At 43.7% G+C, this 16,028-nt stretch carries 15 protein-coding genes; 1 reads left to right on the forward strand and 14 read right to left on the reverse strand.

Features of this window, described 5'->3' with window-relative positions:
* Positions 1 to 15: 15 nt before the first annotated feature.
* Both sucC and MH117_RS08745 read right to left on the reverse strand, forming a co-directional pair.
* Complete coding sequence (gene sucC / locus MH117_RS08740; RefSeq protein WP_239328281.1) at positions 16 to 1,173, reverse strand: ADP-forming succinate--CoA ligase subunit beta; 1,158 nt, start codon at positions 1,171 to 1,173, stop codon at positions 16 to 18.
* Between the two features lie 89 nt (positions 1,174 to 1,262).
* Positions 1,263 to 1,403, reverse strand: a complete 141-nt coding sequence (locus MH117_RS08745; RefSeq protein WP_239328282.1) for a hypothetical protein — start codon at positions 1,401 to 1,403, stop codon at positions 1,263 to 1,265.
* Between the two features lie 248 nt (positions 1,404 to 1,651).
* Between MH117_RS08745 and MH117_RS08750 the strand changes: the two genes are divergently transcribed.
* Positions 1,652 to 3,205, forward strand: coding sequence for a YifB family Mg chelatase-like AAA ATPase (locus MH117_RS08750; protein WP_239328283.1), 1,554 nt, complete (start codon positions 1,652 to 1,654; stop codon positions 3,203 to 3,205).
* Positions 3,206 to 3,491: 286 nt separating this feature from the next.
* Here MH117_RS08750 and MH117_RS08755 read toward each other — a convergent pair whose 3' ends face one another.
* The 12 genes from MH117_RS08755 to MH117_RS08810 form a co-directional block, all read right to left on the reverse strand.
* Complete coding sequence (locus MH117_RS08755) at positions 3,492 to 4,025, reverse strand: hypothetical protein (RefSeq protein ID WP_239328284.1); 534 nt, start codon at positions 4,023 to 4,025, stop codon at positions 3,492 to 3,494.
* 694 nt (positions 4,026 to 4,719) lie between these two features.
* The gene (locus tag MH117_RS08760) at positions 4,720 to 5,145 is read right to left on the reverse strand and encodes a YraN family protein (RefSeq protein ID WP_239328285.1); all 426 of its coding nucleotides are present in this window, start codon (positions 5,143 to 5,145) and stop codon (positions 4,720 to 4,722) included.
* Entirely contained in the window at positions 5,135 to 5,470 is a 336-nt protein-coding gene (locus MH117_RS08765) for an EscU/YscU/HrcU family type III secretion system export apparatus switch protein (RefSeq protein WP_239328286.1), read from the reverse strand. The genes MH117_RS08760 and MH117_RS08765 overlap by 11 nt, the downstream gene beginning before the upstream one ends.
* Positions 5,467 to 7,488: a DNA ligase gene (locus MH117_RS08770; RefSeq protein ID WP_239328287.1), complete on the reverse strand. Its 2,022-nt coding sequence runs from the start codon at positions 7,486 to 7,488 to the stop codon at positions 5,467 to 5,469. Before MH117_RS08770 ends, MH117_RS08765 begins: the two co-directional genes overlap by 4 nt.
* Before the next feature lie 134 nt (positions 7,489 to 7,622).
* The gene (locus MH117_RS08775; protein WP_239328288.1) at positions 7,623 to 8,015 is read right to left on the reverse strand and encodes a hypothetical protein; all 393 of its coding nucleotides are present in this window, start codon (positions 8,013 to 8,015) and stop codon (positions 7,623 to 7,625) included.
* Between the two features lie 215 nt (positions 8,016 to 8,230).
* Entirely contained in the window at positions 8,231 to 9,439 is a 1,209-nt protein-coding gene (locus tag MH117_RS08780) for a dicarboxylate/amino acid:cation symporter (RefSeq protein ID WP_239328694.1), read from the reverse strand.
* Between the two features lie 196 nt (positions 9,440 to 9,635).
* The gene (locus tag MH117_RS08785) at positions 9,636 to 10,283 is read right to left on the reverse strand and encodes a ribonuclease HII (protein WP_239328289.1); all 648 of its coding nucleotides are present in this window, start codon (positions 10,281 to 10,283) and stop codon (positions 9,636 to 9,638) included.
* A gap of 204 nt (positions 10,284 to 10,487) precedes the next feature.
* A complete protein-coding gene (gene ylqF / locus MH117_RS08790) occupies positions 10,488 to 11,369 on the reverse strand; it encodes a ribosome biogenesis GTPase YlqF (protein WP_239328290.1) in 882 nt (293 codons plus the stop codon).
* Between the two features lie 39 nt (positions 11,370 to 11,408).
* Positions 11,409 to 12,029, reverse strand: coding sequence for a signal peptidase I (lepB, locus tag MH117_RS08795; protein ID WP_481857252.1), 621 nt, complete (start codon positions 12,027 to 12,029; stop codon positions 11,409 to 11,411).
* 123 nt (positions 12,030 to 12,152) lie between these two features.
* A complete protein-coding gene (rplS, locus tag MH117_RS08800; protein WP_028545133.1) occupies positions 12,153 to 12,494 on the reverse strand; it encodes a 50S ribosomal protein L19 in 342 nt (113 codons plus the stop codon).
* A 523-nt stretch (positions 12,495 to 13,017) separates the two neighbouring features.
* The gene (locus MH117_RS08805) at positions 13,018 to 15,393 is read right to left on the reverse strand and encodes a fibronectin type III domain-containing protein (protein ID WP_239328291.1); all 2,376 of its coding nucleotides are present in this window, start codon (positions 15,391 to 15,393) and stop codon (positions 13,018 to 13,020) included.
* Positions 15,394 to 15,781: 388 nt separating this feature from the next.
* Positions 15,782 to 15,994, reverse strand: coding sequence for a hypothetical protein (locus MH117_RS08810; protein ID WP_239328292.1), 213 nt, complete (start codon positions 15,992 to 15,994; stop codon positions 15,782 to 15,784).
* Between the last annotated feature and the right edge of the window lie 34 nt (positions 15,995 to 16,028).

The raw sequence follows: 16,028 nt of genomic DNA on the forward strand, positions 1-16,028 counted from the left end.
TTCGTCTGCAGATTATTAAACCAGTGCGACAATCTTTTGCGCGCCGTCAGCCATGGAATCCGCAGATACGATGTTCAAGCCGGATTCTTCCAAAATACGTTTGCCAAGTTCTACATTGGTACCTTCCAAGCGTACAACAAGCGGGCGATCCAGACCAATCTGCTTAGCAGCTTCGACCACACCATTCGCAATTACGTCACACTGCATAATACCGCCAAAAATATTGACGAAGATACCTTTTACATTCTTGTCAGACAAAATAATCTTAAACGCTTCCGTAACTTTCTCGGTCGTCGCACCGCCCCCTACATCAAGGAAGTTAGCAGGCTCGCCGCCATAATATTTGATAATGTCCATTGTAGCCATGGCCAGACCCGCACCGTTCACCATACATCCGATGTTGCCATCCAGGGCAATATAGCTAAGGTCATATTTGGATGCTTCGATTTCTTTCTCATCTTCTTCATCCAGATCACGCAGTTCCAAGATATCTTTGTGGCGGAACAACGCATTTGAGTCAAAATTCAACTTCGCATCGAGTGCCATAACTTGTCCATCGCCTGTCACTACAAGCGGATTAATTTCTGCAATTGAACAGTCTTTATCTACGAAAGCTTGATATAAAGACAGCATAAACTGCGCTGCTTTATTCACCAGCTCAGCTGGGATATTAATAGCGTACGCCAAACGACGCGCTTGGAAAGTTTGCAGACCAATCGCAGGATCTACGATTTCTTTAATGATCTTCTCTGGAGAATGTGCAGCCACTTCTTCGATCTCCATACCGCCTTCTTCAGATGCCATCATAACGACACGGCCAGTTGCGCGGTCAACAACTATACCTACGTAGTACTCTTTCTTAATGTCGCAGCCTTGCTCGATGAGCAGACGTTTCACTTCTTTTCCTTCTGGGCCCGTCTGATGCGTTACAAGCACCTTGCCGATCAGTTCCTGTGCATATTCGCGCACTTCATCCAAGCTCTTCGCAATCTTGACGCCACCTGCTTTACCGCGTCCACCTGCGTGAATTTGAGCCTTTACGACAACTACCGGTGTACCCAATTCCTGAGCTGCTGCTACTGCTTCATCTGCTGTGAAAGCAACCTTGCCATTTGGTACGGCAACGCCGTATTGTTTCAATACTTGCTTGCCTTGATATTCATGGATATTCATTGTAATCCCCCTATCCGATCGTTTGCCTGTAAAAGTAAATACTGACGCGAGCTGGGTAAATGTCGATGCTGTGCTTGGCTATAATCTTATTAAAAAAACCACCACAGTGCATAATGCATCTCCCACCGCTCTGACAAGAACGCGAAAAAAGTAAACGCTTCCGTCTGCTTCGACACGGTCGGCATCGACGGTAATATAAACCAATCCGAACACATTGTATCATGATTCAATTGCCGTGACTGCCCCTAAATTGTCAAGAATGTACATTTATTTGATATCGATTCAATCGCATTTTGATATAGATGGTAAATTGTTAACTGGTTATACAGTCTCTATTAAATAATCTCGTATTGACCACTGCATGAAAACGCTCATATAATGAATTTAAAGATAAGCGTAAAGGTAGAGGAAGCACCTTTCTTTGCGCATTTCGCAGTATGGCAGACATACCCGAAATGTGAAGGGAGAGGTGTTTTTTATGTATGGAAAAGTATGCAGCGCATCCGTCTACGGCGTGGACGGCAAGCTGATTGAGATTGAAATAGATATTGCACACGGACTGCCCCAAGTCAACGTCGTTGGTCTTCCAGACGCAGCGGTGCGGGAATCTATTGATCGTGTCCGAAGTGCGATTCGAAACTGTGGATGGCGATTCCCGCTAGAGCGGATAACGATTAATTTAGCTCCAGCTGATTTGCGCAAAGAAGGTACAACATTTGACTTGGCGGTTGCAATCGCACTGTTATTTACGAGCGAACAGATGAATGAAGCACCATTTGAGTCGATGTTAATCATTGGTGAGCTTGCACTTGATGGCACCACACGTGTCATCCCAGGGGTGCTTTCTTTGGTTGACGAAGCAAAACGCCACGGCATAACCAGTGTACTACTGCCCGAGGGGAATGCAGCAGAAGCAGCGCTAGTTGAAGGTATTCACGTATACGGTCTTCGCAGCTTATCCCAGCTTCGTGAATGTACTTCAACAGCAGGCATTATTCAGCTCGCTCCGCTGCAATGGCTGGATGATAAAGATGATTCCTCTTATAACGAGATGCGCCCTCTTTACGACGATGATATAGAAGACTATGCAGACGTACGAGGACAAGCAACTGCTAAACGAGCCTTAACCATCACTGCGGCAGGAATGCATAACGTTCTGCTCAGCGGTCCCCCAGGTACAGGAAAAACAATGCTGATCCGTCGACTGCCCTCAATTCTACCTGCCTTGACTGACACGGAAGCACTTGAAGTATCGAAGTTATACAGCGTGTCTGGCAAATGGGATCGAACTTCAAATGGACTTATCCGCAGCAGGCCATTTCGTGCGCCCCACCATTCCATTTCAGCAGCTGGATTAATCGGCGGAGGCTCCATTCCGAAGCCAGGAGAAGTCAGTCTTGCACATCGCGGCGTGCTCTTTCTTGACGAGCTTCCTGAATTCCCTAGACAAGCACTGGAAGTTCTACGCCAACCGCTGGAAGATAGGCACGTCACTATCAGCCGGGCTCGCGCAGTGTTCCGTTTCCCAGCTCACTTTATGCTCGCTTCCTCGATGAATCCATGTCCTTGTGGTAAAATCCGGGGATCTTCTCCGAATACCTGCACGTGTTCACCTGCTCGTCTGAGTCAATACCGTTCTCGACTTTCTGGTCCATTGCTTGATCGAATTGACATTCAGCTCGAGGTGCCACGCGCACCACTTGCCGAGTGGACGGGAACCGTCATCTCCTCTGCTGACATGAAGCTAAAAGTGATAGCAGCTCAGGAAAGGCAGGCATCGCGGTACAAGCAGCTCCCATTGCAGTTTAATAGCGAGCTACGTGGAAGCCTCCTGCAACGATTTTGCCCACTCTCCTCTTCTGCTGCCCAGATGCTGCGGGATGTATATGAGCAATTAGGCCTAAGTATAAGGGCCCATGATCGTATCTTAAAAGTTGCACGCACGATCGCAGACGTTGATGATTGTGAACAAATAGACGTAGCTCATATCGCAGAGGCCGTCCTTTATCGTAATATGGACAAATTAAAATAAGTCGCTAGAGCATTATTAAACACTTCATGTTACTGCTATAAGCATATGTTTACAGATTTATCATAACAAGCCTTCGACGTTGCAAACATTGTCATTCATACAGCTGGCTGAGATGAGGCAGATAGGGCATCTACATTCATGCTTTTACGGATTACAGTTATAATGTTATTTGAGGCAAGTAATTCTGAAGGCGCACCAGCGGGTGATAATGCTTTTGCTGCATTATTTTGATGTGAAAATATTAAAATTTGCTAGGTTATCACAAGAAGAAAGTACAGGTTTCTATTTAACTTACTTTGATCATATCATATAATTTCTTCGAAATATCGAGTATGGATTCAAGCTCTTTAACCGTTGCAAGGATGAAGTTTTTATTTTGCATTGTCACATCATAGCTAGGTTTATCTATTATAACTTGAATGCAATAGTTTCCTTTTATATCTATTCCTTCAGACCTACCCATCTGCATCAAGTGTTCACCGATCCGTGGAATTACTTGATCTGAATTAATGTCTAAAATATGCATGAATGTGTCTGTATACCAGATGTCCGAGAACCTGTTCCAAGCATACTCTAAAGAATTGTTATCACGAAACATGGGGCCAAAAAAATCAGTTCGTTCTAGCACATGTTTGTTATCCCAACGAACAAAATCTCTGTTTGTTTCATCCACAGATTGAGGAACAAAATCATCCACAAGGCCGTTCCATTTCATAGTAAATAATGAAGGGAAGTTATTATGTAATAACTCCCTTTTTTCGTTCTCCTTTTGATTCAGAAACACCATGAAATTAAAAATAATTGAAGCGTTGTTAGACAAACAGAGACCCATTCTAACCCTCTCCTTATATCAGTTAGATCCGGTAAATTATCGGAACCATCGATGGTTTTATGGGATGATAAACTGGCTTCATAGTTAGGAACAATCAAAAAAATCATCGCTCCTGTGTCAACTGCTACTTTGGTCAAATACGCTCTATAAGTATCATAATTGAGTCAGCCCAAATAAATTGCCCGAAAGGGGCCTCAAAACTACAACTACTCAGACGCTCACTACATTTTTTTAAAATCAGTAATGAAAACGATGAGTAGTGTTGTTTACTTATTAATACAATGCATCGGGATTATAAAAGACTGCAAATAAGGTGTGCCCCTAATACAAAGCTATGAAGTAGATTAAGCGGACAAGCACATTCAGTGTAATTATAGTGAGTAATCGTTAGAGGTACATCTATTAGGAGAGTTAACAATTTGCTGCAGACACCGCACGACTGCTCTGGACATAAAAGTGAAATCGAAGTCCACTGGAGAATGTGTGGTAATAGATAAGAATTGTATTCCTGTGAAGCCTATTTCAATTTAGAGAGGGTTTGCGGATTGACCTGCAAAATTATTTCTGTTTCAATTGGTAAAACATAGACAAAGTCTTTGTACGTTGGGAATCATTCAGATAAGATTACAGATTTATCAAATGCTCACAAACTTAATCCATTTCCTTACTGTGCATCCCCCGTTCAGAAAGCAGACTGGATGTGCTCCAACACCGGTTCCTGCCCAAACTCATAATACGTGATCACAACCGCGTCACAGCGCATCTTGTTACCTTCCAGCCGATTGCGAGCTGCGTATACTTCAGCAATCGACCGGACCTTCAACTGCTTTCGTACATCAAGTGCCTCTCTTGCCGTGCCAAAAGACGCGGCAGCCATGCTGCGGCTACGCACCTCAATAAATACAATACAATCCCCATCTCTAGCAATGAGATCTATTTCACCTGATCGACAGCGCCAGTTACGCGCTTCAATCATCCATCCCAATGATTCAATGTACGCAGCTGCAAGTTGCTCTGCTCTAGCTCCGCGTGCTCTGCGGTCATCTTTATTACGCGCAGCTCTTGCTTTACTATTGCCATTGTCGGCAGAGGAAGAATCACGTTTCATGATTCATCCTCCCTTTTGCAGCGCGTTGATCAGAACGGTATATAAACGTGAGCACCTCTGCTACAAGTTGATACAACTCTGCAGGAATTTGTTGATCAATGTCCAGCTTCGACAGCACCTCTACAAGAGAAGCATCCTCTTGAATGGGTACTCCGCTTTCCTTAGCTTTGGACAATATTTGCTCAGCAATGAGGCCCTGCCCTTTTGCGACGACGACTGGAGCCTCGCTTTGTCCTGGCTGATATGTCAGGGCGACTGCCTTTGCTCGTTTATTGGCCGGCTGTTTGGCCGTGTTGTGCTTCTTATTAACAGACTCCGAGCTCATATACGAAGATCCACTCCTTTATAATTCTTAGGAGCGTAATCCTCAAATGTTCGCTCTGGCGTCTGCAGCTCAGACTCACGATCAGGAAGCGGCAAAGTTCTAAACGCTGACAACTGATAGCCAATCTTAGATATGGCCGCATCGATCTCAGGTCGTAACGGCTGCAGCATTTCCTGTACTTGTTCATCGTTATGATGAACATTAAGGGCAACTAACTTATCAACTACATTAACGTCTACCAATGTACGCCCCATTGATTTGAGATTCAAATCAAACCAAAGACGGCAGTTCGAAGCGTCAAGCTCCCCTTTCCCGCCTTGACGAGATTGGATATGAACTGCAGCAGTCTGCGTCCCATCTGGCGTAACAAGCGGGACAAACAGCGTAACATGCGAAAACGGCAGGGAGCGATCACTTGTAAGCAGCAACTGCTGCCCTGTAATGTGCTGCACGATCTGCTGGGCTGCCTCCCTCATGTGAGGCGGCAGTCCTTCACTCTGCAGGAGCTGAAGCAGCGTGCTCTTCAGCGACTCAGATGCAGCAGCAGCTGTGCCTGCTGCATGTTGTTGCGGCATAGCAGCGGGCAATGCCGCGTCTATGCCCGTGCGCGTCAGTGCCGCCTGTGTGGCACGCGACGCGTCCTGCGCTGCGTCCGGCATCGCGGACGCCAGGGCCGCTTGTGCATTCGGCGCTGAAGTTTGCGCCGAGGCCGGAGCTTGCGCAGATGCATTTGACGATGCAGAAAGAGAGAGTTGCGGCAGTATGGCCCGCTGCACTTCACGCTCATGTGACACGCCTAACAACGACAACATACGACCTATTACATTCCCTGCCCCTTCAGGTGCAGCATGTCCAGCTCCAGCCACTTGATTCGTGCCAGCTTGTTGTCCTGTTATTGCTCCCGTTGTTGACGAAACAACACTGCCTGATTGTGCAGATGCTGGTGTAGACACACCGTTGTTCGATTGTGCTGCTGTTGATGAATGAATACCTGCTGATCCTTGAGGCTGACCTGATCCTATGCCGTTAGCGGATGTCCCCACAGTAGAGGCTCCTGCAGCGTTACCGGCCGTAGCGCCAATATTCGCAGCACTCCCTGCTGTTCCCTGGGTGCTTCCAACTCCCGTAGCTGTGCCATTAATCCCCGAGCCCGTCCCGCTCCCAGCAGTTGTTCCCGTAGAGCCAGTTTGTGACGCTTGAGCCGAAGTACCCGCTTGGCTCGCCCCCGTACTATTGCCTTTATTCCCTGCTCCACTTCCCTGTTGGAGTGCGCCTTCGGCTGACGCACGAAGCATTGACACAGGCGTACCTGACTGACTTCCCGAATGAGGAGACTGCCCCTCTGCTTGTGGCATCGCAGCTACTAAAGCCCGCATAAGCGCTTGCGCTTCCTTGAGCGGCGCAGCCCAAGCAGCTTGTCCTGCACCGATGGGCGCTGGCATATCACCCGCACGCGAAAAGGCTGCAAGCAGATCATGCAATGGCTTGCCAAACATCGCCTGCTGCAAGCCGCGCAAACTATCCGCAGTCAGCGGAAGCTGACGTTTCATCGCAACTGCTGCAGCCTGCATCCATTGTTCTGTTGAAACTCCTGACGGCTTCATCACCATCGCTTGCGCCAACTTATCTACAAGTTCCTTTGTAAGTGGCATACCACTCTTCTGCAACTCGCTCAGCAGTTGTCTTGCCCATGGCTCATTTGGCAGTCCAGACTGCTTCAAAGCCTCAGCAATGGATGGCAATGGCTTGGAGTTAGGCCCTTCAGACGGCTTAAGAATAACCATCCCATCCTCTTGCTGACCCTGAACTTGCAGCCATGTCGCCTGTCCGGGCTGCATAGGTGTATCTAATACAGCACGCACAGATACACCATTGATCTGCACAACTGCCTCACGGCCATTTTCAGACGTACTCATGACAACGCCTCTGACCTGTTGGCCTGTTTTTAATTCTAACGCGCGTGTCTCTCCGGGCTTTGCATCCCCCATCATACCGCGCACCATATTTGTTATATTCAATGCGATCCCCCGCCTATTACAACTTCCTTTGATATACTTTTTATCGGCAATTTATCCAATATATTTAATCGACATTTTAATAACAGCTATCGCAAAAAGAGTAAAACAGTTCTCCGCGTGTTTACTTTACCTCTTCAAATCTGAAATCTGAAGAAGGACAACATGGCTGTAAAACCACTAGCTATACTAAAATAGGTTACATGATATGAATTTTTCATCAACTCAAACAACCACACGTTAACGTAGGGTATATTCCATGATAAATACGGTAAAATTACAATAAACAAACATGGAAGACTGACACCTAGCAGCAACATTTTCTGAATGGGTTTTCTTCTTCTTAATCCTCCTATTAAAGCCAAGTACGCACCTGACCAAAATGCAACCAGCACTTTTGCAATAACATTATAGGTATTCACGTATTCCTTACTAGACCACATACTTCCATAGTCCAGCACCTTATTATTCAGCCATACTAACGCAATTGCGCCAATCAACCATATCAGCTTAGACATCATATTTGGCATAAAGTTCTCCCCTTCAAGCGACATCCGAACTTATTTGATATATTCAATCTTTGATTTTAACATATCACATTTACCTACCACTTGCGGCAGTTAAATTCATTTTCATATCTAACAAACCGCATGCACCATTTTCTGGTCTTCCAGACGTTTTGATCATGGCATCATAACAAAAACGCCGCAAAATTAGCGGCGTCATGACTTCAATTCAACTGATTCTATCCCTGCACAGGAACACTCTTCTCCTGAAGCCTCAGACGATCTTTCTGCTTGCTCTTATTTTTAAAATAATGAATGATTTGGGCAATCGCTCCATCTCCTGTCACATTTGCTGCAGTTCCAAAGCTATCCTGCGCCACGTACAACGCAATCGCTAAACTGATCATCGCAGCATCAAATCCTAACATGGACTGGAACAATCCAAGCGCAGCCATCACACCACCACCTGGAACACTTGGCGCAGCAATCATGGTAACACCTAGCATCAGGATAAATGGAAACATCTGCTCCAGCGTTAGCATATGTCCGTTCAACATCAGAATAGCCGCTGCCACAGATGTGATCGTAATCGTAGAGCCCGTGATATGAATCGTAGCACACAAGGGTACAACGAAGTCTGCTACTTCCTCGTCAGTCCCAAGCTTCTTAGTCTGCTGTAGTGTAACAGGAATTGTGACAGCAGAGGACTGAGTACCAAGTGCAGTTAAGTATGCAGGCAGCATTGTCCGCAGCATCTTAAATGGATTACGCTTATTTAAAGCTCCTGCTATCGAGTATTGCAGCAGCAAGCTGATGACATGCAAACATAAGATTACAGCAAACACTTTAATAAACACCTGCAGTATCGTTGCAACAGTTCCTGCCTGTGTCATATTCATAAAGATTCCAGCAATATGAAACGGAAGCAATGGAACAATCATAGTTGATATCACTTTGCTTATAATACCTTTTAGCTCAACGGAGGCACTCATTAGCGTTTTTGCCTGCACAACCGTTATCCCGATCCCTAACATAAACGCCAAGATAAGGGCAGTCATTATATCAAACAGCGGTGGCATCTCTAGTAAAAAGTAACCTTTCAAAAGCTTTTCCGCTGGATTACCCGAATTGACAAGTGAAGATCCTGACAACAACGAATCAAACGTCAGCTCTGCTGTACCGTAAGCCAACATGCCTGCCCCAATCGTCGAGGCATATACGATAATAGCAGTTAGTCCAACCATTCTGCCAGCACCCCGCCCAAGTTCGCCAATACCAGGCACAATAAACCCAACGATAATTAGCGGAATGCAGAAGCTCAAAAAACTTTCAAAAATCCCATTAAATGTAGCAAATATTCGAATGAACCAATCCGGAGCAATCATCCCAAGACCGATTCCTAATAGGATCGCAATTATGATACGGCTTAACAGGCCCACTTTTTTCATTGATGTTCCCCTCTCTAGCTGTCTTGCGGACAAACCTTGCATTTTGTCCTCTTTGAATGGACGTTTGTACACTTCAAAAGCACGAATATCATAACATATCATTTCGCTTGGATATACCGGCAATATTATGCAGCTCAGTCTATCGAAAAAAGACACTCCCTTGGGAATGTCTTCATCAGGCATACTTTTAATTTCACTAGAATAAGGTCAGCTGTTCATCCCATATTTTTGTTAAAAAGGATTTACGATGCATAGGAGTTGGTCCCAGCTCCAATAGCTTCTCACGGTGGAGTTTCGTGCCGTATCCTTTATGTACACCAATCCCATATGCAGGGTATAGTTGATCCCACTCACCTGCACACAAGCGATCTCGTGTTACCTTGGCAACAATAGATGCTGCAGCTATTGACTGACTGGTTGCATCCCCTTTAATGATGGATTCCTGAGGTAAATTACATTCTATCCGTTCCGCATCTATTAATAAAACATCAGGACGTATCTGCAGTTGAGTAACTGCCTCTTTCATCGCTAAACGTGTAGCTTGCTTAATATTAACTTCGTCAATCTTCGCTGCATCCATTCTTGCTACAGCCCAAGCCGCAGCTTGTCCAATAATCTGATCATATAAAAACTCTCTCTTCTTCTCTGTTAACTTCTTAGAGTCATTAATCCCCTTAATTATAACTCCCTTAGGTAAAATCACAGCGGCGGCTATTACGTCTCCGAACAGACAGCCGCGTCCTACTTCATCGATTCCCGCTATCCATTCATACCCCTGATCCCAATATCGTTTCTCCCATAATAGCAGATCCACATCTGCACTCTCTTGTTTTGCACGTGCCATTCCGATCCCCCTCTCCGGTTCATCCGTATATTGTATATCCAGATGCCTAGTGACGGCAATACAACTAGAAACATTTACATCAATTATCTTATTTTTATTCGTTTAATAGAGCTACTTTATCCATTCAAGAGAGCAACACTTAAAAGCCGTCAGCACCCTAAGTGCTGACGGCTTACTTATTATAACTATTGCATGTCTCGTATTCTAAGAACGCTTGCGCGCCTCAGGTACTTCGAACGTTAGCCTTCCCATCTTACCTGCACGCAGCTCACGCAAAATGATCCCTGATGCCTTCTCCAAATCAACACGTCCGCCGCTAACAAGACAGCCGCGCTTTCGTCCGATCTGCTCCATCACGGCAACAATCTCATTCGGATCATCGTTCTCAATATTAGGCAGCGACTCTAGTTCGAATCGTTCCTGCAATCGCTCGCTGTAATGGGTGGATAAATATTTTATTGCATAGAAAGCTACATCTTCAACATTTAATATTTGGTCCTTTATTGCACCAGTCGCAGCTAGACGGTAACCAACCATCTGATCCTCGAACTTGGGCCATAAAATACCTGGTGTATCGAGCAATTCCATCTCATTGCCAACCCGAATCCATTGCTGCCCTTTCGTGACGCCGGGGCGATCGCCTGTAGCTGCTACTTGGCGACCCGCAAGTTTATTGATCAAGGTTGACTTGCCAACATTCGGGATTCCTACGATTAAAGCCCTTACAGGACGTGGTCTCATCCCTTTTGCCGCTTGACGAGCAAATTTCTCTTCCAGCAGCTTGCGAGCCTCTACCTGGATGCTCTGTATATTCGTTCCGGATGAAGCATCGACCGTAATTGCTGTATGGCCTTCTTTACGAAATACGTCTATCCATCTAGCTGTCACGTCAGGATCAGCCAGATCTGACTTGTTAAGCAATATGAGCCTTGGCTTATCACCGAGTATCTCATGAATCATCGGGTTGCGGCTAGACAACGGCAATCGAGCATCCAGTAGCTCTATTGTCACATCGATCAGCTTAAGCTTCTCTTGTATTTGTCTCCGCGCCCTTGTCATATGTCCTGGGAACCATTGAATCGACATCGCTATCCACCCCCTATCTGTTCTCTTGATGTTTATGTGTTAGTGATGTTTGATCATTTGAATATCCTTCAAAGGCCAGAAGATGACATCCGCTCTACCTATAATATCCTTTAATGGTATAAAACCAAGCACTCGGCTATCCGTACTGTTATTACGATGGTCCCCCATCACAAAAATGTACCCCTCTGGTACTTTGTTGTCTTTTAGCATCTCATTCGGGAAATCCTTGTTGTTATAAAGCCCGCCGTCCTGGTGCGCTTTATCCAATGCTTCTTGTATGTAAGGCTCCTCTACTTTTTTGCCGTTTATGAACAAATCGTCACCTTTGTACTCAATTGTATCACCAGCTACGCCGATTACACGCTTAATGAGATCACGTCCCTCTGCCGGTACCTCAAATACAACTACTTCTCCCGGCTTCGGATCTCGGAAATCATACAGCACTTTGTTAACGATAAGCCGCTCTCCCGTCCAAAAATTAGGTTCCATCGATGGACCATCCACTATAAACGGGGCGAATAATAACCATCTGACTACAACAACCAGCACTACAGCTACTGCAATCGCTTTAATCCATTCAACAAGTTCATTTTTTTTACGCGCTTGTACACTGGATTGATCCACTGTATTCGTTTCGTTTAATTGCTTTTCTTGCTCCACAAGCTTGCCCCGCTTTCTTCTTAGGATGCGTATAGATTGTCTATATCATGCTATAAGCGTAAACCATTTCGCAATAGATAGCAAAAGGGGCTTGCGCTATGTGCAAGCCCCCGGTTGTTCCAATTAACGAATTTCTTTAATTCTCGCTGCTTTACCGCGAAGATTACGAAGATAATAAAGCTTCGCACGACGCACTTTACCACGGCGAGCCACTTCGATTTTATCGATTTTTGGCGAGTGAATTGGGAATGTACGCTCAACACCTACACCGTAGGAAATTTTGCGAACAGTGAATGTTTCACTGATTCCACCACCACGACGCTTAATTACAACACCTTCGAACAGCTGAACGCGCTCACGAGTTCCCTCGATAACTTTAACAAATACTTTCAAAGTATCACCAGGGCGGAAGCTTGGTACATCTTTACGAAGTTGTTCTTGTGTAATTGCTTGTACGATATTCATCTATGACTCCCTCCTTCCACACAGACGTTCTTACACCTCAGAGCAGCATCAATGGCTTACTCGTCACAGTATGTAGAGGACCGCCGTATTCAACACAACAGATGTATTGTAGCATATCCTGCAGCGGAATACAACAAATATGTAGAGAGGCACACTTCAAGCTCATTTATCAGTACATTACGATTGTCCTATAACGTAGCAGCAACCGATAAACACACCAACTAATAAAGCCCCTACCCATAAGTATTCCTTTTCAGATTGTGTTTCTTCTTGCATCTCTCGGGCTCCTCCACTATAAGAAAATAGTCTTTTGTACCTATTTTAGTGAAGGAGACTGAACAATTCATGAAAAGCAATAACGAACTTTGCCAACACAACCATCATATGGAGTTCTGTTTCTAAATGAAGCATTGGATTCCAACTTGTTAAGACATATCAATGATATTTTGTTGTTAAGTATTTATCCAATTGTCATCTAAGAGATAATACCTTTACAGTCATATCATAAACGTTCAAACTATTGTTACATTAGCTCTTCAGGCTCAGGTTGGTTGTTGCCATTTGAACCGTTGCCATTCGGCTTTTGCTCTGGTACTGATGGTTGATCAGCCGAATCATAGCCGTTCACTTCAAATGTAATGATTTTATCGTAGAACACATAATCTTTACGATTTTTGAATGGACCTTTATTATTGTTGTGCTTATCAATTGCAAACATAACAGATCCTTTTCCAGCTGCCCGGCCTTCGTACCAAGTAATAAAAGCATTTACTTCTTTCATCGACAAATCAAATTCTTTTTCAATGCCGTTGTTCAGAATGAGGCGCAGCAATGCACGATTACCGGATTGGCCATCATCTGTTATCGGTGGAATAACAACGTCTCCACCTTTTAGCGTAGCAGATGCTTCGTTGGAATTTCCACTTTCACTAATCGCATCTACTGCAGATACTACATAGTAGTAAGTCGTACCATTTGTGACTGTATTGTCTGTGTAGCTGTAAGTACTGCCTGTTACGGTAGCAACCGTCACATACGGGCCACCTGCTTTTGTACTGCGTTTTACATTATATCCTGTTCCATTGTTGACCTTACTCCAGTTCAAAACAACTGATTTATCTCCAGCTGTAGCAGTCAGGTTTAGCGGCGCTGGCACAGGTTGATGTTCATTTTTACCGAACACGTTCCATTCACTCGCCCAATTCTCACCTTTTAGCACAACAGTCCATACGTTTCCGATAGGTGATGGAAGTAGCTGAACACCTTCTTTTACCGCAGTTGCTTGCTCATACAACAATTTATTTTTTTTATCATATAGTTCTAATTTAAATGAAGCACGGGATCCAACAATAAAAGATGAAATTTCTTTTGCAGAATCAAATGTATACCATACTACCGCCGTTCTGCTACCTACTGATAAAGAAGTATCTGTATCATTATCTGTTAACTCTCGCACTTTTGTAGTTGTAGTTGGATCCAAGAATCTGTCACCTGCATCTAACGTAAGGCCATCAAGTAAGCCCCCAGTGTAATTGGTTGCTTGTGGTTTGATAAATCTTTCAGGTGAGTATGCACTTTCTCCTGCTTCATTTACTGATGCTACTACATAATAATATGTCGTTCCATTAGTGACAGCTTTATCGATGTATGAAGTACCCGTTATGTTTGCTGCGAGTGAAGCATAGGGCCCTCCCTTTGAAGTAGAACGTTTTATATTGTATGATTTAGCACCTGTATCGACCCACTCTAGCTTAACAAGCTTATCTCCACCATAGATCCAATTAATTTTTGTTTGCGCTGGTGCCATAGATGGTGTTCCAAAAACGTTCCATTCATGAATATATGATGAAGATTGTGAAGTAAGCTTAAAAACAATAGTTTTCACATCTGTAAGAGTCTCTGGCAAAGTCTGAATGCCATCATTTAATAATGGCTTATATTTTAGTAGCAACCCGAACTGATCATCATAAAATTCCATAATAGTATCACCATTCGATTTAGCGACCACTGAACTTATGTCCACAGGATCTGCAAAGGTGTGCCATGCAAATTTATTACCATAAATCGCAACTCTACTGTTTGGATCGTTATCAGTCATCTCTTTTACTGATTCCGAGACACTCCCTATGTTTGGCCCTAAGTTAATTTTAATACGATCCAGGTACCCCCCCGTATACTGTGTTGCTTCTGGCTTTATTCCCTTTTCAGGTGAATTCGCACTTTCTCCTGCTTCATTCGCTGCTGAAACAACATAATAATAAGTTGTTCCGTTATTTACAGTCTTGTCTGTATATGTAGTAGTTGTAACATTAGATGCAGTGATTGTGTAGGGCCCACCAGACGATGTCGCTCGTTTGACATTGTATGACTTTGCACCTGTGGACTTCCAGTCGAAATTCACCATTTTATCGCCTGCCTGAATCCAGGTGATCGTTGTCGCAGACGGCGGAGTTGAAGGAGTTTCAAATACGTTCCACTCATGCACATAAGCAGAGGTAGTTGGTTTCAAGACTATTATTGATACCTTAGTGATTGCCTTAGGTAATGTTTGTATCCCATCAATAGGCAATGGATTAACTTTTTCTAACAATTCTAGTTTCTCATCGTAAAACTCAATTTTTGTTTCACCATTCGTTTTTAGAACGAACGAATTGATCACCTGCGGAGTGGAAAATTTATACCATGCTAATTTATTTGTATCTACAATAGCTCTGTTTGCTGGATTATCATCAGTCATCTCGGAAACTGTAGTACCTTCTCCTACCGCCGAGCCAACATATATAGGCACCTTATCCAACAAACCATTCGTATATTGACTTGTTGCAGCAAATACTGGACTAACCGTTAACAATAATACTACTGAACACAATAAAACAAATGATAATTTAAGCCTCTTCATCCCAAACTCCCCCGATAATTTTATATATGCTGTAACTCTGTCTATCCACGTCTTAATTTTTAAAAAATATACATTTTTAAAATTATTTAGTTTTTAAACAATTTAATGGATATGACATAAGCAATAAATAAATTATCATATGATCATTTTATTGTCTAAACATTTAATTGCATTAAAGGAAAATATAAGCCTCATGAAAAAATAAAAAAGCCCCCGTTGCATAAAGTGGTGTGGCACGGTTGCGCATAACCAATTTATTAACAGGGACCTTGCATCTCTATAAACGCTGCTCTTTCAGTTGTATAGTCACTTTTACATCAAACATTTGAACAGCAGAAACAGCATCTATAACTTTAACAATACGATTGATTAAAGGAGCTATAAATAGCTATTCATACAATGCATCTCTTAGCTTACTGGACATTTTATTTTTTTGTTGAGCTGCGATTTGTTTACGTAAGCTTTCATTTTGTTTTTCTAGCATTCGCAGGTTATCAATCATTTCTTTCATTACGATTCTAACTTCGCCATCCGATTGATCTAAATCGTTCAAGATTGTTTCTGCTCTTAATGTTAGTATGTTTACGTCCAAATGGTTCATATCTCGCTCCTATGTTTTCTACTTTTTGAAATGG

Source organism: Paenibacillus sp. ACRRX, assembly GCF_022346885.1.
GTDB lineage: Bacteria > Bacillota > Bacilli > Paenibacillales > Paenibacillaceae > Paenibacillus_B.

Excerpts from the sequence above, each read along its gene's own strand:
- MH117_RS08760 (WP_239328285.1), bottom strand. The coding sequence starts at position 5,145 with ATGAAACGTGATTCTTCCTCTGCCGACAATGGCAATAGTAAAGCAAGA.
- MH117_RS08750 (WP_239328283.1), top strand. The coding sequence starts at position 1,652 with ATGTATGGAAAAGTATGCAGCGCATCCGTCTACGGCGTGGACGGCAAG.
- MH117_RS08810 (WP_239328292.1), bottom strand. The coding sequence starts at position 15,994 with ATGAACCATTTGGACGTAAACATACTAACATTAAGAGCAGAAACAATC.
- MH117_RS08805 (WP_239328291.1), bottom strand. The coding sequence starts at position 15,393 with ATGAAGAGGCTTAAATTATCATTTGTTTTATTGTGTTCAGTAGTATTA.
- MH117_RS08785 (WP_239328289.1), bottom strand. The coding sequence starts at position 10,283 with ATGGCACGTGCAAAACAAGAGAGTGCAGATGTGGATCTGCTATTATGG.
- ylqF (WP_239328290.1), bottom strand. The coding sequence starts at position 11,369 with ATGTCGATTCAATGGTTCCCAGGACATATGACAAGGGCGCGGAGACAA.
- MH117_RS08775 (WP_239328288.1), bottom strand. The coding sequence starts at position 8,015 with ATGCCAAATATGATGTCTAAGCTGATATGGTTGATTGGCGCAATTGCG.
- rplS (WP_028545133.1), bottom strand. The coding sequence starts at position 12,494 with ATGAATATCGTACAAGCAATTACACAAGAACAACTTCGTAAAGATGTA.
- sucC (WP_239328281.1), bottom strand. The coding sequence starts at position 1,173 with ATGAATATCCATGAATATCAAGGCAAGCAAGTATTGAAACAATACGGC.
- MH117_RS08765 (WP_239328286.1), bottom strand. The coding sequence starts at position 5,470 with ATGAGCTCGGAGTCTGTTAATAAGAAGCACAACACGGCCAAACAGCCG.
- MH117_RS08780 (WP_239328694.1), bottom strand. The coding sequence starts at position 9,439 with ATGAAAAAAGTGGGCCTGTTAAGCCGTATCATAATTGCGATCCTATTA.